Here is a 21,310-nt window from a genome sequence, read left to right as displayed (position 1 = left end):
TTGTGACCGAGGCGAACGGTGTACAGGGTTTATCGTCGTAGCGAGGCACCGCCCAGAATGAACAGGCAGACATAACCAAAATAGTGCAAAACGCCGGCGGGGCCTATTTTTAGCACATCATTGGCGTATGGCATCAGAGCCTTGCGCGCCGGCAGACAAGCTCCCTGCGGCCGCCAGCGTAGGGAGCTTTAATTGGCGTGAATCACGCGCCGCGGCGTTTGCGCACCCGCCACGCGATGGCCGCCAGTAGCGCCAGCGCGCCGCCGCCCAACCCCGGTGCCATATAGGGCTGCATCTCGGCCAGCAAGGGCGCCGGGCCCCCTCGTCTGAGGATCGCAACGTCTTCGGCGGTGACGTGCGCCGCGGGGTTGCCGTAATGTTGCAAGACATAGTTGCCGATCGCCGCAATCTGTTGGTCGTTCAAGGGATTGACATAGGATTGCGGGCCGAAATTCGGCATCAGGATATGTTGATCCCCGACGCGGCGCTCGACGCCGAACAAAATGGCCGAGATCAGATTGGAGGGATTGCGCGAGCCCGTCGCCGTGTTGTTGAACAGCGATGGATAGGCCTGGTTTTGACTGCCGCTGCCGTCGGGTTGGTGGCAGCTGGCGCAGTTGCCGCTGAACAAGGCGGCGCCGTCAATCACCGTCTCGTTGGCGGTCGGCGGATGCGCGCCGCGCAGCTCGGGTTCAACGTTGAACGGCTTGCCAAAGCTGTCTGCCGGCCGCGTATCGCGTCGATCTCTGATCGGCGGACTGTTTTTCAGGTAAGCGGCAATCGCGGCCAGATCGTCGTCCGACAAATATTGCAGGCTGTTTTCTATCGCTTCCGCCATGCCCCCCGCCGCCTGGTTTTTTCCCGCCGCGCGCCCGGTTTTCAAATACTGGATTAGCTCAGCCTGGCTCCATCCGCCAATGCCGCTGATCGGGTCGGAAGTAATATTGGGCGCATACCAACTGCCGACCATGGCGCCGGAAAGCGGTTGCCCGCTGTATTCAGCCAGTAACACGTTGCGCGGCGTATGGCAGGTATCGCAGTGTCCAGGGCCGTTGACCAGGTAGGCGCCGCGGTTCCATTGCGCATCTTCGCGGCTGTCGGCGCTGAAATGCCCCTCTTCCAGAAACAAACTGTTCCAGGCCGGCATGATAAAGCGCAGGTTAAAGGGGAAGGGCAGTTCGGTTCGCCTGTTGTGCTGAACGACGGGGGCGACGCCGTTCATAAAGTAGGCGTACAGCGCGTGAATGTCCTCGTCGTTCAATTTGACGTATGACGTATAAGGCATTGCCGGGTACAGCGGGGTGCCGTCCGCACGAATGCCTTCACGCACGGCGCGGGCGAATTGCGCTTCGCTGTAGCGGCCAATGCCGGTTTCCTTGTCGGGGGTGATGTTGGTGGTGTAAATCACGCCTACCGGCGTGGCGATGCTGTAACCGCCGGCAAATCGCTCGCCGCCTCCCGTTTGGGTGTGGCAGGCCTGGCAGTCCGCCGCCACCGCGAGCCGCTCGCCTTTTTCAATCAGCTCGGCGCCGAAATACGGTCCTTCGTCGGCGGCGAACGCCGAGCCGCCGCCCGCCGCGAAGAGCAGCGCCAGCCAGGCTATCCTTGCAGGTTTTCTCATGATTTCACCGCCAGTTTGCGGGCAATGTCGTCCGCCGCTTTAAGGCCCAGGGCCGCCATCGTCAGCGTGCTGTTCACCACGCTGGCTGAAGGGATGGCGCCACCGCCGGGTAGCCACAGGTTCGGATGATCGTGCGCACGGCAATCGCCGTTCACCACGGAATTTTTCTCATCGTTGCCCATGATGGTGCCGCCCATAATGTGATTATTGGCATTCAGGCTGGTGGTGATGGTGAATTCATCGGCATCAAACAATTGGCCAATATGCTTGAGCTGCCGGTGCGCCGCTTCAGCCCCTTTTCGCACATAGTCCCCCACGTCATAGTAAATGTCCGGGCAAGGCAAACCGTGGGCGTCTTTGCGCGTTGCGCTCAACGTCAGACGGTTATTGGGATCGGGCAGCGGTTCCAGACTGATGGACAAATCGACGCCGTGCGCCGCGCGGCGGCGGATCTCGTCATCCAGCGCTTTCCCCACCAGGCCCTGCGCCAGGGCCTGACGCGTAGCCGGCAAAACGCGGTTGATGTTATTGAGGATCATCTTGTTGGCTGAGTAATGCTTGCGGAAATCCCCATCGCGCGGGCCGACCAAACAGCTGCTCTGCGCCGGGCCGCGTCCTGGCCACAGCGGCTCTTTCGCCAGGAAGGTGCAGTGAAAGCCGGAGTGATCCATCATATTGCGGCCAACCTGATCGGAGCTGTTGGCGATCCCATTCGGGTTTTGCGCATTGGCGGCCATCAACAGCAGGCGCGGGGTTTCGATGCCATTGCATGCCAGGACGAACGCGCTGGCGCTGGCTTTGTGCGACCGCTTTTGGTTGTCCAGCCAATGCACGGCGGTAACCTGATTTTGTCCATCGGTATCGATTTTGTACGCCACCGCTTCCGCCAGCACGAGCGCTCCTTTCATTTCGGCGCGTTCGATGTGATGGATGCCGTTATACATGGCGCCAATCGGGCAGATAGGTTGGCAGTTATTGTTGCCGCAGCAGGTGGGCCGCCCCTGCCATGGTCGCGTGCTGCGCCCTTGGGGGATCGGTACGGAGCGGTAACCGTGCGGGTTGACCACTTCGGCGAACCGCGTATCTCCGTGGGCCCAGGGCACCATATCCATGGGATAAGGCTTGCTGCGCGCTGAAGGCGATTGTTTGGCCGGATCGTTTGGGCCGGCGACGCCAATCGCCTCCTCCGCGCGGCAGTAGTAGGGCTCGAGATCGTCATAGGCGATGGGCCAGTCGCGGCCAACCCCGTACAGCGTTTTCATTTTGAAATCGTTTGGCAGATGGCGCCAGCAGGAGGCCGCCCAGTGCCAGGTCGTGCCGCCCACGGTGCGTAAATAGCCCTGCTTAAAGCTGTCCGCGCTTGGGCCACTTAACGCGACATAATCGTTTGGCGGAAAATAGAGCGGCGCGGTGGCGTAGGCTGATTGCGGGTACAAGCCTTGAAAATCGGAGCCCGCACGGTTATCAAACGGCATATTGCGCCAGTTTTCGACGGCCTGCGCGCGATCGATACGCAGGCCCGCCTCCAATACCAGCACGGAATAGCCTTGGCCGGCCAACTGGTCCGCCATCATGCCGCCGACGATCCCCGAGCCGACGATGACAATATCGGCCGAGGCATCGCCATCAGCCGTGAATACCGGTTTTTTCATGATTCAGCTCTCAGAGGGCAGTAAGGCGTTAACCTCAGGCGGGGCGGCGGTCCACCAAAGCGGGCCGTTGCCGCAATAGGTGGGCACAATCAAGGCGTCTTTAACCGGGCGATACATCAGGGCATCTTTATAAGCGATGAGACTGGCGTTTGCCCCCTGGCCCACGGTACCGGTATACCAGGCGGTGACGATGGCCGAGACCAATGCCGAGAGCCCCAGTTGGCCGGCGATTTGCTGAAGTTGCCGGGCGCTTTGTCCGGCCTTCACGCGTGCGCTTAATCGCTCAACCTGTGATGAGAATTGCGGGTTTGCGAGGCTCAACGCAGTGAAAATACGAGCCGAAATGCCAGGGTCAATATCCTGACGTTCTGTCAATTGCCGGGAGAGCGCGAAGAAACGGGCAAAAAGCAGGGGGTTTTGCGCGGCGGTATGCTGTTCCGCCAGCGTGAGGAATGGGGCGCCGGCCAATGCGGTGGCGACAAGCGTTGACGCCAGGCCGAGCAAGACATTTCTGCGGCTGACGCCCTTGCCATGTTGATCCGGCTGTTCGCCATTGTCTGATAAACCATATTCCATATGTTTTTTCTCAACGGGTGTTTAATGCCAGAGCCAAAAAAGGCCAAAATATCAGTGGGTGAGCAGGCTAAATTAAGCGTTCTATTACGGTGATATGACGATCTTCACCGATGTGATGTTTTAAGAACGCCTGTCGGTAAATTAGCAGCGGCAACGGACGGTATTTATCAAAAAATCACAAGGTGAGTGCCGACCGCATTTTTGGTTTATTTTTAATAACGGCAGGGGATTATGTGATGGGGCTCTGTTTAATTGATTGTTATTTAATGTTTTTATCGGTTTGTGGCTGTGGGTTTTTATCAGGCGCAGAATGAAAACATTAATGGTATCCCGTGTTTGCGTATTAATTCAAATGACGGCGAAAATAAGGAGGGTTGGGTTATGGCGCAAATGGAAATAATACAGTGCCGTAAACACAGGGCAGGGGGCGGGCATCAATTAAGACTGCGAATATAAAGGCCGAGATTTAGGTTAAAGAGATAGGAACAGGAGCACTTCTGCTCGGTATTCAAGGTCTCAGCGCTGGCGCCGCGTTGAACAGCGCTTTAGAGCTGGCCCGCAGGGTGAGGCCCTTGGCCGAATAATCGAACGCAGTTCGATGGAGAGTCCGTATCTCAGAAAGCGAAAAACCCGCCATAGGCGGGTTCTTCTAAATATGGTGCCCGGACTCGGATAACCGGCGCTGGCGCCGCGTTGAACAGCGCTTTAGCGCTGGCCCGCAGGGTGAGGCCTTTGGCCGAATAATCGAACGCAGTTCGATGGAGAGTCCTGTCCCTGCAAAGCAAAAACCCAGCCATAGGCTGGGTTCTCTGAATAGGGCGACCGGACTCGGACAACCGGCGCTGGCGCCGCGTTGAACAGCGCTTTAGCGCTGGCCCGTAGGGTGAGGCCTTTGGCCGAATAATCGAACGCAGTTCGATGGAGAGTCCGTACCCCAGAAAGCGAAAAACCCGCCATAGGCGGGTTCTTCTGAATATGGTGCCCGGACTCGGAATCGAACCAAGGACACGGGGATTTTCAATCCCCTGCTCTACCGACTGAGCTATCCGGGCAACGGGGCGCATTAAACCGTATTGGTCGGATGGCGTCAATCGCTTTCTGTCACAAAGCCGATCGGTTGCTCTATTTTCAGGCAGCGAACCCGAGGCGCTAGAGCCTGTGGCGATATCGGCACCCAATAAATATGCATAAAAAACGTGTATTTATACCACTTTATCAATGTTGTTTTTCATGTTTATTGTTAAGTAACAATAAGTTATGCTTGCGTTAACGCAAGCTCAACCCAGATGATTCTCGCTTGAACCTCGTAACGAATCATGCAATCATTGCGCAAATTTTAGCACTCTCCGTTCCCTGACGGTGTTCCCGCTTCTTATAAGTCAGAGGGTTATTGGCATGACTGGTTTTGTCGCTCAAGCGCTGTCGCGCACCAGACCTCTGACGCCGCCACCGTTCCGTCTTTGCTTGCTCCGAACGCCATCCGTCCGAATACGCCTGCCGATCATGCGGTAAGGCCGCCTGATGCTCGCTGTTAGGCATGCGTAAAGCCAGCGCTGCGGCCCTGATTTTACTGATGCCTGTCGGACGCTGCCAAGACCAGTTCCCCCGATAGCTGCCTGATGGTCCCCGATCATGAGGCGGTCACGCACGCCGCTTATGCTGCCGTGCCCGGGTATCGCTTTTACCGGGATAACCGCGTTATCTCATTACCGTGCCGGTGGCACACCCTCATCCTTCACCGTTTGAGAGTCAGCATGATGAAAGAATTGAAAATCGCAACCAGCGCCAGCCTGGTCGCCACCATTGAGACGCTGCGCCAGATCGTGCGCGTAGAGCAGACGGACTACACCGACGTGGCGGCAGTGGTGGTGTCGGTCGCCGACGTGGATGCCGGCATTCTGGCGCGCTTGCAGGCGACGGGGTTCGATATTCCGACCTTCGTGGCGGTGGAAGGGGACGAGCATCTTTCCCCGGATTATCTGCCGTTTGTCAGCGGGGTCTTTGCGCTGCTGGCCGGCGCCAGCAAGCCATTCTACATGGCGCAGCTGGAGGCCGCTGCCGACGCCTACGAGCAGGCGCTGCTGCCGCCGTTCTTCAAAACGCTGAAGACCTACGTCGAGATGGAGAATTCGACCTTTGCGTGTCCAGGACATCAGGGCGGCGAGTTCTTCCGCAAGCACCCGGCCGGCCGGCAGTTTTTCGATTTCTACGGTGAAACCCTTTTCCGTTCCGACATGTGCAACGCCGACGTTAAGCTGGGCGATCTGCTGATCCACGAAGGCTCGGCCAAGGATGCGCAAAAGCATGCGGCGCGGGTGTTCAACGCTGATAAAACCTACTTCGTGCTCAACGGCACCTCGGCGGCCAACAAGGTGGTGACCAACGCGCTGCTGACCCGTGGCGATCTGGTGCTGTTCGATCGCAACAACCACAAATCCAATCACCACGGGGCGCTGATCCAGGCCGGCGCCACGCCGGTGTATCTAGAAACCGCCCGCAACCCGTTCGGCTTTATCGGCGGCATCGATGCGCGCTGCTTCGACGAGCGCTACCTGCGCGAGCAGATCCGCGAGGTGGCGCCGGAGAAGGCCACGGCGGCGCGGCCGTTCCGGCTGGCGATCATTCAGCTTGGCACCTACGACGGCACGATTTACAACGCTCGCCAGGTGATCGACACCATCGGCCACCTGTGCGATTACATCCTGTTCGACTCCGCCTGGGTGGGCTACGAAGGTTTTATCCCGATGCTGAAAGAGTGTTCGCCGTTGCTGCTGGAGCTGGACGAACACGATCCGGGCATTTTCGTCACCCAGTCGGTGCATAAACAGCAGGCGGGGTTCTCGCAGACGTCGCAGATCCATAAGAAAGACGACCATATCAAAGGGCAAAAGCGCCACTGCAACCATAAGCATCTGAACAACGCATTCATGCTGCATGCGTCGACCAGCCCGTTCTATCCGCTGTTCGCCGCGCTGGACGTCAACGCCAAGATGCACGCCGGCCCCGCCGGGCGCCGCATGTGGATGGACTGCGTCAAGCTGGGCATCGAGACGCGCAAACAGCTGCTCACGCGCTGCTCGCAGCTGAAGCCGTTTATTCCGCTGCAGGTGGCGGGCAAGGACTGGCAGGATTACGATACCGATCTGATCGCCAACGACGCGCGCTTCTTCACCTTCGTACCGGGGGAGACGTGGCACGGCTTCGAAGGTTACGCCCAGGATCAGTATTTGGTCGATCCGTGCAAGCTGCTGCTGACCACGCCGGGGATTGACGCCGCGACCGGCCAATACACCGAGTTCGGCGTGCCGGCCACCATTCTGGCCAACTTTCTGCGCGAGAACGGCATCGTGCCGGAGAAGTGCGATCTCAACTCGATCCTGTTCCTGCTTACCCCGGCGGAGAACCCGGCCAAGATGGAACAGCTGGTGGAGATGCTGGCGCAGTTCGAACGCTATGTCGAAGAGGATGCGCCGCTGAGCGTGGTGCTGCCGACGGTGTACCGCAAGAACGAGCAGCGTTACCGCGGCTACAGCATTCGCCGGCTGTGCCAGGAGATGCACGATCTGTACGTCAGCTTTGACGTTAAGCAGCTGCAAAAGGAGATGTTCCGTCAGGATCATTTCCCGCCGGTGGTGATGAACCCGCAGGACGCCAACGTGGAGTTTATCCGCGACAACGTCGAGCTGGTGCCGATCGGCCAGGCGGAAGGGCGCATCGCGGCGGAAGGGGCCCTGCCGTATCCGCCGGGCGTGCTGTGCGTGGTGCCGGGCGAAGTGTGGGGCGGCGCGGTGCAGCGCTACTTCCTGGCGCTCGAGGAGGGCATCAACCGCCTGCCGGGCTTCTCGCCGGAGCTGCAGGGGGTCTACATCGAGAAAAAAGATCACGGCTGGAAGCGCATCTTCGGCTATATGATCAAGCCATGAAAAAAGGGCCGGTTCGCACCGGCCCTTCTTCTATCCACGCGGGAAGCGCTACTTTCTGCGGTAGCTCTTCTGCGCGGTATTCACTTTCACCAGATAGCGGCGCGACTCGGCTGCCGGGTGCTTGGTGGTCAGCGTTTGGTACACGTCGCCCGGCTGCATGCCGTTGATGATGCCCACCGCGCGCGTTCTGTCGCTGGAGAACACCCGCAGCACGCTGCCGGCGCCGCCGTTGTAAGCGGTGATCACCGCATAGCGGCGCGAGGTCGGGTTCTGAATGCCGCCCAGGTAGTTGTTCTGCAGGATCGCCAGGTAGGCGGTGCCGGTATCGATGTTGTTCTCCGGATCGAACAGGTAGCTGCGGCTCGGGGTGCCCCATTTACCGCGCATCTGGAACACATCCTTACCGGCGGTGTGCTGCACCACCTGCATCAGGCCCAGCGCGTCCGAACCGCTCACCGCATACGGGTTGAAGCTCGATTCGGTCTGCATGATAGCCAGGATCAGCGACTCGTCCACGCCATATTTTTCCGACGCCTTGCGCACCATCGGCAGATATTTATGCGCACGTTTGTCCAGGTGGTTCGGCACCAGTTGGATGGTGACCGAGTAGATGACGTGCAGGCCGGAGGTGCGTTTTTGCAGCTTGGTCTGCAGCAGGTAATCGGCGAAGTGCGCCGCGCGCCATTCCCAGCGGATCGGCGCCCCTTTGTTATCCAGCACCTGGCCGTACAGGAACGGCTCTTTGCTGATCTGGATATCGTTGGCGTCGGAATAGAGGTCGATCGAACCCGGATCGTCACCCATCAGCAGCGTGCTGATGATCGCCTGGCGCAGGTGCGCGGCCGGATCGGTGGTGGCGATGGTCTCGACGGTGATGGCGCCGGTGTCGAAGTTGATGTGGCTGCGGGTTTGGTATTGGTCGGTGTACTTGACGTAGTCTTTCGGCCCGGCGATCAGAACTTCGTTCAGACCCCAGATGTTCTCGATGTTGTGAGCGAATTGGCCCATCAGAATGTCGAAGCCGTTGGTGTCTTTGATCCAGGCTTCGTTGATTTCTTCACTTTTTTTGCCGGAACAGGAGATCAGCAAAGGCGCTATTACGAGCAAAGCTAAAATTTTCTTCATCTTAAAGCCGTTTGGAAGAAGTATAAGAGGATTGAAGCGGGCCAGCGCCTGGCCCCAACAGCGTTATTCGCTCGGCGGCGTATAGCCTTCGATGTGCACGTCGTGCCCTTCGAACAGGAATTTGATCATTTCCTCTTCCAGCAGTTTGCGGTCATCCACGTTCATCATGTTCAGCTTCTTCTCGTTGATCAGCATGGTCTGCTTCTTCATCCACTCGCCCCAGGCTTCCTTGGAGATCTCGTTGTAGATGCGCTTGCCGACGTCGCCGGGATAAAGCTGGAAGTCCTGGCCTTCGGCGTCGCGTTGAAGGAAAGTACAAAAAATGGTGCGGCTCATGCTAATTCCTCATCGATGGCGCTATCGCCATATAAGTTTTGTTGGATCGGGGGCTGCTTCGCCAGCTGTTGCAACAGGCGGTCCACCGGCGCTGCCAGCCCGACCGACGGCGGCTGCGCTAAGTTATACCAGAGACCCGCGCCCTCATCCATGCCGCTGCCCGCCGCGTCGAGCGACAGCCACATCGGCACGATATCGAGATGGAAATGGCTGAACGTGTGGCGAAACGCGGTCAGCTGTTCCAGGCGCTTGCCTTTCAGACCACGCTGCTGCAGCCAGAGTTCCAAATCCACGCGCGCGCTGAACTGCGGGAAGCAGAACAGGCCGCCCCACAGGCCCACCGCCGGGCGCTGCTCCAGCCACACGCGGTCGCCGTGCTGCAGCAATAAGAAGTAGGCGGTTTTTTCCGGCAGGGTCTGCTTGGGCTTCTTGCCGGGGTAGTTGGCCCAGCTGTGGTTGGCGTAAGACAGGCAGCCGACGTTGAGCGGGCAGAGCTCACACTTGGGCTTGGAGCGGGTGCAGACCATGGCGCCCAGATCCATCATCGCCTGGTTGAACTGGCCGACGCCCTGGGCCGGGGTGACTTCTTCGCTGATTTTCCACAGCCGGTTTTCGACCTCTTTTTTGCCCGGCCAGCCTTCCACCGCGTAGCAGCGGGCCAGCACGCGCTTCACGTTGCCGTCGAGGATCGGATAGTGTTGGCCCAGCGCCAACGATAGCACCGCGCCGGCGGTGGAGCGGCCGACGCCCGGTAAATCGGCGATTTCTGCGAAGGTTGTCGGGAACTCGCCGCCGTGCTGTGCGACAATGGTCTGCGCCGCTTTGTGCAGGTTGCGGGCGCGGGCGTAATAGCCGAGGCCGGTCCACAGATGCAGCACTTCGTCCAGCGGGGCCTCCGCCAGCGCGCGCACGTTGGGAAAACGGGCCATAAAGCGCTGAAAATAAGGAATGACGGTGGCAACCTGGGTCTGTTGCAACATCACTTCGGAGAGCCATACTTGATAGGCGGTTTTCTCCAGCTGCCATGGCAGGGTTTTGCGGCCGTAGCGCTGGTACCAGTCAAGCACCACCTGTGCGAATTGTTGTGCTTGCATCATGAAGAGTCGTTATCCGGCAGAAAATGAAGCGAGATTGCAGCATAGAGTCATGATGCTGTAAACCGGAACTTTCCGACGCCGCACGGCGGGTACAGAAGATGAACACTTGCTAAACCAATGTATCTTTGCATAATGCGCGTTTCCCTAATTGGCAGCCAAACAGACAGAAAGCACTATGATTAATGACGTCATCTCCCCGGAATTTGATGAGAACGGCCGCGCGATGCGCCGTATCCGCAGTTTTGTCCGCCGCCAGGGGCGGCTGACCAAAGGCCAGCAGCACGCGCTGGAGAACTATTGGCCGGTGATGGGCGTGGAGTATCAGGCTGACGCTGTCGATCTCGCCGCGCTGTTCGGCCGCGAAGCGCCGACGGTGCTGGAGATCGGTTTTGGCATGGGCGCCTCGCTGGTGACCATGGCGGGCAACAACCCGCAGCAGAACTTTTTAGGGATCGAAGTACACTCGCCGGGCGTGGGCGCCTGCCTGGCCGACGCCCATGAGGCGAAGCTGAGCAACCTGCGCGTAATGTGCCACGATGCGGTTGAAGTGCTGGAAAACATGATCCCGGACGGCTCGCTGGACATGGTGCAGCTGTTCTTCCCCGATCCGTGGCACAAGGCGCGCCACAACAAGCGCCGCATCGTGCAAACGCCGTTTGTCGAACTGGTGCTGCGCAAGCTGAAGACCGGTGGCGTCTTCCACATGGCCACCGATTGGCAACCTTATGCGGAACATATGTTAGAGGTTATGAACGGGGTCGCAGGCTACCGTAATCTTTCCAGCGATAATGATTATGTGCCGCGTCCGGATTCGCGCCCACTGACGAAATTTGAATTACGCGGCCAGCGCCTGGGACATGGCGTTTGGGACTTGATGTTTGAGAGGAAAGAATAATGGCTAAGAACCGCAGTCGTCGTTTACGTAAAAAGTTGCACATTGAAGAATTTCAGGAGTTGGGTTTCTCCGTAGCCTGGCGCTTCGCCGAAGGCACGTCGGTGGAAGATATCGACAGCACGCTGGATACCTTCATCGATGAAGTGATCGAGCCGAACGGTCTGGCGTTTGACGGCAGCGGCTACCTGCAGTGGGAAGGTTTGATCTGCCTGCAGAAGATCGGCCACTGCACCGACGAGCATCGCGAACTGGTGAAAAACTGGCTGGAAGCGCGCAAACTGACCGACGTTAAGGTCAGCGATCTGTTCGATATCTGGTGGGATTGATCGCGCTTGCCCGATGAGCGCGGCTTCGCGCCGCTTATTTCCCCCTAAATAATTGGATTCGCATCACGGCGGCAAGAGGGTGAGTCCCCAGGAGCTTACTTCAGTAAGTGACTGGGGTGAGCGCTCGCAGCCAACACAGATGCGGATTCAAGTATGACGGGGATGGATTTAAGGTGCCTTAACGGCGCCTTTGTTTTGCCCGGAGTGTGACCGAGGTGGTAACAACATTGGATAACGCGTTGCTGGAAGAGATCCTGCAACAGGTGCGCCCGCTGATTGGCCAGGGAAAAGTGGCCGACTACATCCCGGCGTTGGCGGAAGTGCCCGCCGATCGGCTGGCGCTCGCCGTGTGTACGGTGGATGGCGAACTGTTCCAGGCCGGCGACGCCGCGGAGCGCTTCTCCATCCAGTCGATCTCCAAAGTGCTGAGTCTGACGCTGGCGCTGACGCGCTATCAGGAGCATGAGATCTGGCGGCGCGTCGGCAAAGAGCCTTCCGGCCTGCCGTTCAATTCGCTGCTGCAGCTGGAGATGGAGCAGGGCAAACCGCGCAATCCGTTTATCAACCCCGGCGCGCTGGTGGTGTGCGACATGCTGCAAACCCGGCTCAGCGCCCCCAAACAGCGCATGCTGGAGGTGGTGCGCCAGCTGGCCGGCGAAGACGACCTGGCCTATGACCTGCGGGTGGCGCGCTCCGAGTTCGAACACTCCGATCGCAATGCGGCCATCGCCTATCTGATGAAGTCGTTCGGCAACTTCGAGAACGACGTGATCACCGTGCTGCAAACCTATTTCCACTACTGTGCGCTGCGCATGAGCTGCGTGGAGCTGGCGCGCAGCTTCGTCTATCTGGCCAATCACGGCCGCGATCTCAACGGCGAGACGGTGATCAGCCCGCTGCAGGCCCGGCAGATCAACGCCCTGATGATGACCAGCGGCATGTACGACGGCGCCGGCGAATTCGCCTATCGGGTGGGGATGCCGGGCAAGTCCGGCGTGGGCGGCGGCATCGTGGCCATCGTGCCGGGCGAATTGTCGATCGTCGTCTGGTCGCCGGAGCTGGATGCTTCCGGCAACTCGCTGGCGGGAACTGCGGCGCTGGAACTGTTGTCTCAACGTATCGGTCGTTCGATTTTTTAATCCCAATCTGGATGGGAGTCAGGAGAAGCTATGTTGAAGAAAACCGGGTTAGCCTTACTGCTGCTGGCGGCGACTGCCGCGCAGGCCCACGCCGAGTACCAATGCAGCGTTAAACCCCAGGACGATGTGATCATCAGCCCGCAGAGCGTGCAGGTGAAAGGCGCCAGCGGCGACCTGCAAATTTCGCCGGATGGTGACGTGATCCGCAACGGTCAGGCGCTGAGCCTGAGCGACAGCCAGCGGCAGAAAGCCTTCAGTTACCAGAGCGCGCTGCGCAAGCAGCTGCCGTGGATCGACGACGGCGCGCAGAAACACCTGGAGAAAGCCCGCGCAGCGCTGGATAAGGTGATCGTCAAAGAGCTGGGCAGCAACAGCAACGTGCGCAACCGGCTGACCACCCTGAATGGCCAGCTGAAACAGCAGATGAACCGCATCATCGAGCACCGCAGCGACGGCCTGACCTTCCACCACAAGGCGATTGACCAAGTGGAACAGGATGGCCGCAACATCGTGCAGCAGAGCATGGGCGGCGTGCTGCAGGACAGCCTGAACGAGATGGGCGTCAAACAGGCCGCCAACAGCGGCGGCAACCCGCTGCAGGCGATCATGGGCAATTTGGGCGGCTTGCAGAAGGCGATCCAGAACGAATGGAACAACCAGGAACAGGACTTCCAGAACTTCGGTCATGACGTGTGCAACCGCGTCACCGCACTGGAAACCCAGCGCAAGGATCTGCTTAACGCGTTGAAGTGATTTAAGAATCTTCTTGGTAGACCGTTTTTTGACCTTCTGAAGCTTATCTGACAGACTGATCAAACTACGTACAGATTTATGGATGTTTACGGAGGACGCTATGAGCCATACACGTTACGAAACCGATGTTGTTGCCTGGGCAAATGAACAGGCCGCTCTTTTGCGCTCCGGAAAATTGTCTGAGATCGATATTGAAAAGATCGCCGAGGAGATTGAGGACGTGGGGAAGAGCGAGCAAAGGGAACTTGCTAGCCGGATGACGGTGCTGATTGCACATTTGCTTAAATGGAAATATCAGCCGGCCAGGCGCGGAACCAGCTGGGAAAGAACGATTAAAGCGCAGCGCAAAGAGGTGCTTTACAGCTTGAAAGAGTCGCCCAGCCTAAAAGGTAAACTGAGCGATGCCGATTGGCTGGATGTCGTCTGGTCGAAGGCCGTTGCGCTCGCCACGGCCGAAACCGGGCTGGATGTGTATCCGGAAAACGGCATCTGGGAAACTCAGCAGATTCTGTCTCAGACGTTTTACCCGGATTAACACCAATAAAAAAGCGCTGATCATTCAGCGCTTTTTTTTACTCGTCGTCCGCCAGGAACAGTTCCAGCAGCGAGTTGAGGAACAGTTTGCCCTTCTCGGTGATCTGCCAGTGCTCCGCGGTTTCTTCCAGATAGCCTTTGGCCAGCGCTTCGTCCAGCTGCGGGCGAATGACGCTTTCCGTCAGCCCGGTGTAGTTGGCGAAGTCGGCGCGCGGCGCGGCTTCCAGCAAGCGGAAGCGGTTCATGAAGAATTCGAACGGCCGATCCGCCGCCGCCACCTCATGCTGCTTGTCCATGTAGTCGCCGCGCATAAAGCCGCGCGGGTGCTTGGTCTTGGCGGTGCGCAGGATGCGTCCGTCGCTGAAGGTCACCTTGCCGTGCGCGCCGCAGCCGATCCCCAGATAGTCGCCGAAGCGCCAGTAGTTGAGATTGTGCTGGCATTGGTAGCCCGGCTTGGCGTAGGCCGAGGTTTCATACTGCTGATAGCCGGCGGCGCTCAGCAACTGGTGGCCGCGCTCGAAGATGTCCCACAGCGCATCGTCGTCCGGCAAAACCGGCGGGCGCGAGCTGAACAGGGTGTTCGGCTCGATGGTCAGCTGATACCACGACAGGTGCGGCGGATTGAGGGCGATAGCCTGGCGCAGATCGTCCAGCGCCTCTTCCAGCGACTGATCCGGGAGGCCGTGCATCAGATCGAGGTTGAAGCTGCGCAGGCCGAGGCCGGTCGCCAGCGTCGCCGCGCGTTTGGCTTCTTCCGGGCCGTGGATGCGCCCCAGACGGTTCAGCTTCTCGGCGCTGAAGCTTTGCACCCCGATGGAGATGCGGTTGACGCCGGCGCGCTGGTAGCCGCTGAAGCGATCGGCCTCCACGGTGCCGGGATTGGCTTCCATGGTGATTTCGGCGTCGTCGGCGACGCGAATGCGCGCCCGCACGCCGTCCAGCAAGGCTTGCATCGCCTCGGCGCTCAGCAGGCTGGGGGTGCCGCCGCCGATAAAGATAGTGCTGATTTCCCGGCCGCCGGCCAGCGGCAGGTCGGCATCCAGATCCGCCAACAGATGATCGACATACTCCTGATGCGGCACGTCACCCTTCAGCGCATGGGAGTTGAAGTCGCAGTACGGGCATTTCTGCACGCACCACGGGATGTGGATGTAGAGACTCAGCGGGGGCAGCTTAAGCATTGCGCATGGCTTCCAACATCAGCTTCAGCGCCTTGCCGCGGTGCGAAATCGCCCGCTTCTCGTCGCGGCTCAGCTCGGCGGCGGTGCGGCCCAGCTCCGGTACGTAGAAGACAGGATCGTAACCGAAACCGCCTTCACCGGCGGCCTGTTCGGTGATTTCACCGGCCCAGCTGCCGTGAAACACCAGCGGCGTCGGATCTTGCGCATGGCGCAGATAGACCAGCACGCAGTGAAATTGCGCGCCGCGCCGGCCCGGCGCCACGTCTTTCATCGCCGCCAGCAGCTTGTCGAGGTTCTGCCGATCGTCGGCGTCTTCACCGGCGTAGCGCGCGGAGTAGATGCCCGGCGCGCCGCCCAGCGCATCTACCGCCAGACCGGAGTCGTCGGCGATCGCCGGCAGGCCGGTGACCTGTGCCGCATGGCGCGCTTTCAGAATGGCGTTTTCGATAAACGTCAGGCCGGTTTCTTCGGCGGACTCCACGCCCAGATCGGTTTGCGCGACCACGTCCAGGCCGAAATCGGCCAACAGGTCGGCGAGTTCGCGCACTTTGCCCGGGTTACCGGTGGCAAGAACGACTTTTTGCATAATGACTACCTTGAAAATTATTCGATGAGCGCCGCGACCACGGCGGGGATCTGTTGCGGATTCACGATGCGTAACTGTTTATGCCGCCCCAGTTCGCCTTTCTCGATGGTGACGTTGCTTTTCGCCACTTTGAACTGCTTGGCGATAAACTTGATCAAATGGGCGTTGGCTTGGCCGTCGACCGGCGGGGCGGTGATGGCGACTTTCAGCTCGTCGCCATGCAAGCCGATAATTTGGTCGCGGCTGGCTTTCGGCTGAATATATAGCCTGATCGCCAGCCCGTCCAGCACGGGAGTGACTGCACTCACAGCAGGAACCAGATCTCGCCGAACACATCCATGCCCAGGTAGTTGATCAGATAGAGGATCAGGATCACTACCATGGCGGAAAAATCGATGCCGCCCATCGCCGGGATGATGCGACGGATCGGCGCCATCAACGGTTCGGTCAGTTGGTACATCACGTAGTCGATCGGGCTGCGGCCCTGGCTTACCCAGCTCATCAGCGCACGAATGATCATCACCCAGAAGATCAGGTAGCCGGCGGACTTGACCAGCGAGATCAGGCCGAACAGCAGGTTATACGGGCTGAGCGACAGCGCGTGGCTTTGTATCAGCAGCAGCAGCGGGTACTTGATGGTCATCAGCAGGAACGCCAGCAGCAGCGAAGCGCTGTCGATAGGCCCAAGCGCTGGGATGATGCGGCGCAGCGGGCCGACCACCGGTTGGGTGATCTTCACCACAAACTGCGAGAACGGGTTGTAAAAATCGGTGCGCGTCCATTGCATCCAAATGCGCAGCAACAGCACCATCACGTACAGATCAATAACGGTCTTGACCAGGAAAGTCAGCGTTAGCATGAAGTGGTCCTTCTCCTTAACTCGGGGTTATTTAAAATAATTTTTCCATTTCTTGCGCACGGGAAACGGCGGCCTGCATCGCTTGCGCCACGGTTTCCGGCAGTTGGCGTTCGTTGAACACCCGCAGCGCTTCGGCGGTGGTGCCGCCTTTGGAGGTCACCTGCTCGCGCAGCGTGCCCAGCGGCGTATCCGGGTTGGCTTCAACCAGCGCGGCGGCGCCGGTAGCGGCCTGCTGCACCAGATCGCGCGCGGTCTGGCTGTCGAAGCCCATGCGTTCGGCCTCTTTTTGCATCGCTTCCATAAACAGGAAGAAATAAGCCGGGGCGCTGCCCGCGGCGGCGATCACGCCGTTGATGCCATTTTCGTCATCTACCCAGCAAACTTTACCGACCGAGGCCATTAAATCGCCGGTGTAGTCGCGATCCTGTTGGCTGACCTGCGCCGGCGCGTACAGCCCGCTCATGCCCTTGCCGACCAGCGACGGGGTGTTGGGCATGATGCGCACGATGTCCAGTTGGTCGCCGAGCAACTGATAGAAACGGCTGACCTGAATGCCGGCGGCGATCGACAGCACCAGTTTGCCGCCGAAATCGACCTGTTCGTGCAGCGGCTGACACACGTCGGCCATCATTTGCGGTTTGACCGCCAGCACCACGACGTCGGCTTCACGCGCGCAGGCGACGTTGTCGCCGCTGCTGACGATGCCGTAGTCCGCCGCCAACGCGTCACGGTTTTTCGGCGACGGGGCGCAGACGCTGATGGATTTGGCCGGATAGCCGCCCGCGACCAGGCCGGCGATGATTGCACGCGCCATGTTGCCGGCGCCGATAAAGGTAATCTTGCGATGTTGCATCAAATCCCTCGTCTGTTTGTCAGGCCTGCGAGTAGTCGCGGGCGCCAAAAATTGCGGTGCCGATGCGCACCAGGGTGCTGCCTGCGGCGATCGCCGCCGCCATGTCGTCCGTCATGCCCATCGACAGCGTATCGGCCTGCGGATAACGCTGACGCAGGGCGAGAAATGCGTCGTTCATCCGGCTGAATACCGCCAACTGCCGCTGATAATCCGTTTCCGGCGCCGGGATGGCCATCAGGCCGCGCAGCGCCAGATTCGGCAGCGCCGCGATCGCGTCGGCCAACGCCGGCAGTTCGTTCAACGCGATGCCGGATTTGCTCTGCTCATCGCTGATGTTGATTTGAATCAGCACGTTGAGCGGCGGCATGTCGGCCGGGCGCTGATCGCTCAGGCGCTGGGCGATGCGCAGCCGATCCACGGTATGACACCAGGCGAAATGTTCCGCCACCAGCCGACTCTTATTGGATTGCAGCGGGCCGATAAAGTGCCACACCAACTCACCGCCCTGCGACGACTCGGCGAAATGCCGGATCTTGTCTACCCCTTCCTGCACGTAGTTCTCGCCGAAGGCGCGCTGGCCGGCGGCGATGGCTTCTTCGATCGCCGCCACAGGTTTGGTTTTGCTGACTGCAAGCAGAGCAACGTCTTCCGGCGTCCGCGCGCAGTTTTGCGCGGCGGCCGCGATGCGGTTTCTGACATCCTGCAGGTTCTGTTGGATAGTGCTCATTATTGACCCGGGAGAGTGATATGGATATCGATGAATTCGTGGCCCTTAGTGTAAAGCATAATGCTTCCGATCTGCACCTTTGTGCCGGTCATCCGCCGATGTTGCGCATCGACGGTGAACTGCAGCCGCTGGCGGCGGCACAAACGCTGACGGCGCAAGGCGTGCAGGCCCTCTGCGATGGATTGCTGAATGCGCAGCAGCGCGAGAGCCTGCGGCGGCTGGGGCAGGTCGATCTGGCGTTGCACAGGCCGAGCGGGGAGCGGTTGCGCGCCAACGTTTTTCAACAAAGCGCGGGGATTTCTCTCGCGTTGCGGCGTATCGCCGGGCAATCGCCTTCGCTTGCCGAGCTGGCGGCGCCGGCCATCGTCCCGGCGCTGCTGCGGCGCGCCGACGGATTGATCCTGGTCACCGGCGCCACCGGCAGCGGCAAGTCCACCACGCTGGCGGCGATGATCGACGAGATCAACCGGCACCAGCAGCGGCATATTTTGACGCTGGAAGATCCGATCGAGTTCCTGCATTGCAGCCGGCGATCGCTGATCCAGCAGCGGGAGATCGGCCGCGACAGCCACAGCTTCGATGCGGCGTTGCGCGCCGCGCTGCGCGAAGATCCGGATGTGATCCTGCTGGGCGAGCTGCGCGATACCGCCACCATCCGGCTGGCGCTCACTGCGGCGGAGACCGGCCACCTGGTGCTGGCGACGCTGCATACCCGCAGCGCGCCGCAGGCGGTAGAACGGCTGGTGGACGTGTTTCCGGCGGAAGAGAAACCCTACGTGCGCGCCCAGCTGGCGGGCAGCCTGCAAGCGGTGATCGCGCAAAAGCTGATGAGGCGCCCCGGCGGCGGACGAGTGGCGATCTTTGAAGTGCTGACGGCGACGGCGGCGGTCAGCAACCTGATCCGTGAAGGGAAAACGCATCAGTTGGCGAGCGTGTTGCAAACCGGCGCGCAGTCCGGCATGCAAACCTTTGAGCAAGGTTTGCAGCAGCGGATCGACGCCGGTGTGTTGGGGGACTGCGCGGGGGAGGGAACGGGCGTTTAGCCCAGCTGCCGTTCGAACCAGCTTTCGAGGATAACCACCGCGGAGGCGGAATCCACGCTGCCTTTATCAAGCGCGCGGAAGCCGCCGCGATCGAACAGGTTGGCGCGCGCCTCCACGGTGCTCAGACGCTCGTCATGCAGATCGATCTGGATGCCGAAGCGGCCGTGCAGGCGGTTGGCGAACTTGCGCGCCTGGGCGGTAACGGGCTGTTCGGTGCCGTCCATGTTCAGCGGCAGGCCGACCACCACCAAATCCGGCTGCCACTCCTTCAGCAGTTTTTCGATTTTCAGCCAGTCCGGCGAACCGTCCTGCGCTTTGAAAGCCGGCAGGGCGCGGGCGCTGCCGGTCAACTCCTGGCCGACGGCCGCGCCGATGCTTTTGGTGCCAAAGTCGAAGGCGATAATGGTGCGGTTACTCATCAGGCGTGTCCTGCGTGGTTGGCGATGCTGCGAATGTCGATACCCAAAAGGTTCCCCGCCTCGCGCCAGCGGCTGGCGATCGGCGTGCGGAACAAAATGTCGGTGTTGGCTTCGATGGTCAGCCAGGCGTTTTCCAATACTTCCTGCTCCAACTGGCCCTTTTCCCAACCCGCATAACCCAGCGCCACCAGCACGTCGTCCGGTTGCTCCGGCGTGCCGAGCGTTTCCAGCACGTCTTTCGAGGTGGTGATCATGGTGTTGGGGGAAATTTGAATGCTGGCGCCAAAGCCGTGGCGCGGCGTATGCAGGATAAATCCGCGATCGTCCGCCAGGGGGCCGCCGGCGAACACCGGCTTGTCCAGGCTGATGGCCGGATCGCGCGCAGGCGGCATGATCTTCAGCTTGCTCAGCACCGTGGCTACCGTGAACTGCTCCACCGGTTTATTGATCACCAAACCCATGGCGCCTTCTTCATTGTGCTCGCAAATGTAAATCACCGAGCGCTTGAAGCGAGGATCCTGCAGCGTTGGCATGGCGATCAGAAAATGGTGCTGTAAATTCATGGCGTTAGTATAAGGTAATCAATGGGTGAGAAAATAAACAGCCGCCAGTATGCGGCTATACCCGCCGCCTTTCAAGCCGCTGCCGGAAAGGCGTGCTTTGGCGGGCGCGATGCAGGATAGCGGGCGGCAGGCCGCCCGCATGACGCATTACTTCGCCGCCAGGCGCTTTTCAATCGCGTCCATCAGCATGCCGGTAATCGAGATCGGGAATGCCGCCTCAATTTCGCGCGCGCAGGTTGGGCTGGTCACGTTGATTTCGGTCAGGCGATCGCCGATCACGTCCAGGCCGACGAAGATCAGCCCTTTCTCTTTCAGCGTCGGCGCGACAGCGCGGGCGATTTTCCAGTCGCTCTCGCTCAGCGGACGCGCTTCGCCGCGGCCGCCGGCCGCCAGGTTGCCACGGGTCTCGCCCTGCGCCGGAATGCGCGCCAGGCAGTAGGGCACCGGCTCGCCGTCGACGACCAGAATGCGTTTGTCGCCGTCCTTGATCGCCGGCAGGAAGTTCTGCGCCATGCAGAAACGGCTGCCGTGTTCGGTCAGGGTTTCGATGATCACCGACAGGTTAGGATCGTCCTGCTTCACGCGGAAGATAGACGCGCCGCCCATGCCATCCAGCGGCTTCAGGATGACGTCGCCGTGCTGCTGGTGGAATTTGCGGATGTGCGCGGCGCTGCGGCTGACCAGCGTATCCGGCGTCAGTTCCGAGAACCAGGCGGTGAACAGCTTCTCGTTGCAGTCACGCAGGCTTTGCGGCTTGTTGACCACCAGCGTGCCTTTGACTTCGGCGCGTTCCAGAATGTAGGTCGCGTAGATGTATTCGGTATCGAACGGCGGATCCTTGCGCATCAGGATCACGTCCAGATCGTGCAGCGCCAGATCCTGCTCGGCGCCGAAGCTGAACCAGCTCTCCTTGTCTTCCTTCACGCTCAGCAGGCGGGTGCGGGCGCGCCCGTCACCGGCGTGCAGATAGAGATCGTTCATCTCCATGTAGTGCAATTCGTAACCGCGGCGCTGCGCTTCGAGCAGCATAGCGAAGCTGGTGTCTTTCTTGATGTTGATGGAATCGATAGGATCCATCACGATGCCGAGCTTAATCATCTTT

The 21,310-nt window shown here is 59.9% G+C and carries 22 protein-coding genes and 1 tRNA gene; 7 read left to right on the top strand and 16 right to left on the bottom strand.

Annotated features, from left to right (window positions below; translation table 11 throughout):
• Positions 1-202 precede the first annotated feature (202 nt).
• The 4 genes from CPH57_RS17405 to CPH57_RS17390 form a co-directional block, all read right to left on the bottom strand.
• Positions 203-1,621 carry a cytochrome c gene (locus CPH57_RS17405; protein WP_096242595.1) on the bottom strand — a complete coding sequence of 473 codons (1,419 nt, stop codon included), beginning with the start codon at positions 1,619-1,621 and terminating at the stop codon, positions 203-205.
• A complete protein-coding gene (locus CPH57_RS17400; RefSeq protein ID WP_033651316.1) occupies positions 1,618-3,273 on the bottom strand; it encodes a GMC family oxidoreductase in 1,656 nt (551 codons plus the stop codon). The genes CPH57_RS17405 and CPH57_RS17400 overlap by 4 nt, the downstream gene beginning before the upstream one ends.
• Before the next feature lie 3 nt (positions 3,274-3,276).
• Positions 3,277-3,849, bottom strand: coding sequence for a sorbitol dehydrogenase family protein (locus CPH57_RS17395; protein ID WP_046687809.1), 573 nt, complete (start codon positions 3,847-3,849; stop codon positions 3,277-3,279).
• 976 nt (positions 3,850-4,825) lie between these two features.
• A tRNA-Phe gene (locus CPH57_RS17390) sits at positions 4,826-4,901 on the bottom strand.
• 705 nt (positions 4,902-5,606) lie between these two features.
• Here CPH57_RS17390 and speF point away from each other — a divergent pair.
• Positions 5,607-7,772: an ornithine decarboxylase SpeF gene (gene speF / locus CPH57_RS17385; RefSeq protein WP_033644924.1), complete on the top strand. Its 2,166-nt coding sequence runs from the start codon at positions 5,607-5,609 to the stop codon at positions 7,770-7,772.
• 48 nt (positions 7,773-7,820) lie between these two features.
• Here the strand turns inward: speF and mltC are convergent, their stop codons facing one another.
• The 3 genes from mltC to mutY form a co-directional block, all read right to left on the bottom strand.
• Positions 7,821-8,897, bottom strand: a complete 1,077-nt coding sequence (mltC, locus tag CPH57_RS17380) for a membrane-bound lytic murein transglycosylase MltC (RefSeq protein WP_033644661.1) — start codon at positions 8,895-8,897, stop codon at positions 7,821-7,823.
• Positions 8,898-8,960: 63 nt separating this feature from the next.
• Positions 8,961-9,233 (bottom strand): oxidative damage protection protein, encoded by a 273-nt coding sequence (locus CPH57_RS17375; RefSeq protein WP_004937404.1) that lies wholly within the window; start codon positions 9,231-9,233, stop codon positions 8,961-8,963.
• Positions 9,230-10,330, bottom strand: a complete 1,101-nt coding sequence (gene mutY / locus CPH57_RS17370) for an A/G-specific adenine glycosylase (protein WP_004937408.1) — start codon at positions 10,328-10,330, stop codon at positions 9,230-9,232. Before mutY ends, CPH57_RS17375 begins: the two co-directional genes overlap by 4 nt.
• 175 nt (positions 10,331-10,505) lie before the next feature.
• Here mutY and trmB point away from each other — a divergent pair, with 175 nt between their 5' ends.
• The 5 genes from trmB to CPH57_RS17345 all read left to right on the top strand — a co-directional run bounded on the left by trmB (position 10,506) and on the right by CPH57_RS17345 (position 13,978).
• Positions 10,506-11,225 (top strand): tRNA (guanosine(46)-N7)-methyltransferase TrmB, encoded by a 720-nt coding sequence (trmB, locus tag CPH57_RS17365; RefSeq protein ID WP_004937410.1) that lies wholly within the window; start codon positions 10,506-10,508, stop codon positions 11,223-11,225.
• Positions 11,225-11,551, top strand: coding sequence for a YggL family protein (locus tag CPH57_RS17360; protein WP_004937412.1), 327 nt, complete (start codon positions 11,225-11,227; stop codon positions 11,549-11,551). Before trmB ends, CPH57_RS17360 begins: the two co-directional genes overlap by 1 nt.
• Before the next feature lie 215 nt (positions 11,552-11,766).
• Entirely contained in the window at positions 11,767-12,690 is a 924-nt protein-coding gene (gene glsB, locus CPH57_RS17355) for a glutaminase B (RefSeq protein WP_046688541.1), read from the top strand.
• A gap of 30 nt (positions 12,691-12,720) precedes the next feature.
• Positions 12,721-13,443 (top strand): DUF2884 domain-containing protein, encoded by a 723-nt coding sequence (locus CPH57_RS17350; RefSeq protein ID WP_046687803.1) that lies wholly within the window; start codon positions 12,721-12,723, stop codon positions 13,441-13,443.
• A 100-nt stretch (positions 13,444-13,543) separates the two neighbouring features.
• Positions 13,544-13,978 carry a DUF29 domain-containing protein gene (locus CPH57_RS17345; protein ID WP_016930094.1) on the top strand — a complete coding sequence of 145 codons (435 nt, stop codon included), beginning with the start codon at positions 13,544-13,546 and terminating at the stop codon, positions 13,976-13,978.
• A 37-nt stretch (positions 13,979-14,015) separates the two neighbouring features.
• Here CPH57_RS17345 and hemW read toward each other — a convergent pair whose 3' ends face one another.
• Genes hemW through CPH57_RS17315 form a run of 6 tightly spaced genes read right to left on the bottom strand, consistent with a single transcriptional unit; the run spans position 14,016 to position 18,183 of the window.
• Positions 14,016-15,158: a radical SAM family heme chaperone HemW gene (hemW, locus tag CPH57_RS17340; protein ID WP_033644669.1), complete on the bottom strand. Its 1,143-nt coding sequence runs from the start codon at positions 15,156-15,158 to the stop codon at positions 14,016-14,018.
• Entirely contained in the window at positions 15,151-15,744 is a 594-nt protein-coding gene (locus CPH57_RS17335; protein WP_033651321.1) for an XTP/dITP diphosphatase, read from the bottom strand. Before CPH57_RS17335 ends, hemW begins: the two co-directional genes overlap by 8 nt.
• 17 nt (positions 15,745-15,761) lie before the next feature.
• Positions 15,762-16,052: a DUF167 family protein YggU gene (gene yggU / locus CPH57_RS17330; RefSeq protein ID WP_004948014.1), complete on the bottom strand. Its 291-nt coding sequence runs from the start codon at positions 16,050-16,052 to the stop codon at positions 15,762-15,764.
• Positions 16,049-16,603, bottom strand: a complete 555-nt coding sequence (locus CPH57_RS17325) for a YggT family protein (RefSeq protein ID WP_033644671.1) — start codon at positions 16,601-16,603, stop codon at positions 16,049-16,051. Before CPH57_RS17325 ends, yggU begins: the two co-directional genes overlap by 4 nt.
• A 31-nt stretch (positions 16,604-16,634) precedes the next feature.
• A complete protein-coding gene (gene proC, locus CPH57_RS17320; protein ID WP_089197425.1) occupies positions 16,635-17,456 on the bottom strand; it encodes a pyrroline-5-carboxylate reductase in 822 nt (273 codons plus the stop codon).
• 19 nt (positions 17,457-17,475) lie between these two features.
• Entirely contained in the window at positions 17,476-18,183 is a 708-nt protein-coding gene (locus CPH57_RS17315; protein WP_089197424.1) for a YggS family pyridoxal phosphate-dependent enzyme, read from the bottom strand.
• A gap of 20 nt (positions 18,184-18,203) precedes the next feature.
• Between CPH57_RS17315 and CPH57_RS17310 the strand changes: the two genes are divergently transcribed.
• On the top strand, positions 18,204-19,226 hold the full coding sequence (locus tag CPH57_RS17310; RefSeq protein WP_096242594.1) for a type IV pilus twitching motility protein PilT: 1,023 nt from the start codon (positions 18,204-18,206) through the stop codon (positions 19,224-19,226).
• On the opposite strand, the gene ruvX is transcribed toward CPH57_RS17310, so the two are convergent.
• From ruvX to gshB, 3 genes are all read right to left on the bottom strand, one after another.
• Complete coding sequence (gene ruvX, locus CPH57_RS17305) at positions 19,223-19,645, bottom strand: Holliday junction resolvase RuvX (RefSeq protein WP_015379046.1); 423 nt, start codon at positions 19,643-19,645, stop codon at positions 19,223-19,225. The genes CPH57_RS17310 and ruvX overlap by 4 nt on opposite strands.
• Complete coding sequence (locus CPH57_RS17300; RefSeq protein WP_004937452.1) at positions 19,645-20,208, bottom strand: YqgE/AlgH family protein; 564 nt, start codon at positions 20,206-20,208, stop codon at positions 19,645-19,647. The genes ruvX and CPH57_RS17300 overlap by 1 nt, the downstream gene beginning before the upstream one ends.
• Before the next feature lie 147 nt (positions 20,209-20,355).
• Complete coding sequence (gshB, locus tag CPH57_RS17295; protein WP_033644677.1) at positions 20,356-21,306, bottom strand: glutathione synthase; 951 nt, start codon at positions 21,304-21,306, stop codon at positions 20,356-20,358.
• Positions 21,307-21,310: the final 4 nt, after the last annotated feature.

The sequence above is a fragment of the Serratia sp. JKS000199 genome (genome assembly GCF_900215455.1).
Classification (GTDB): Bacteria; Pseudomonadota; Gammaproteobacteria; order Enterobacterales; family Enterobacteriaceae; genus Serratia; species Serratia ureilytica.
The sequence above is the reverse complement of the archived record's forward strand: the minus strand, read 5'-3'. Positions and strand labels throughout refer to the sequence as shown.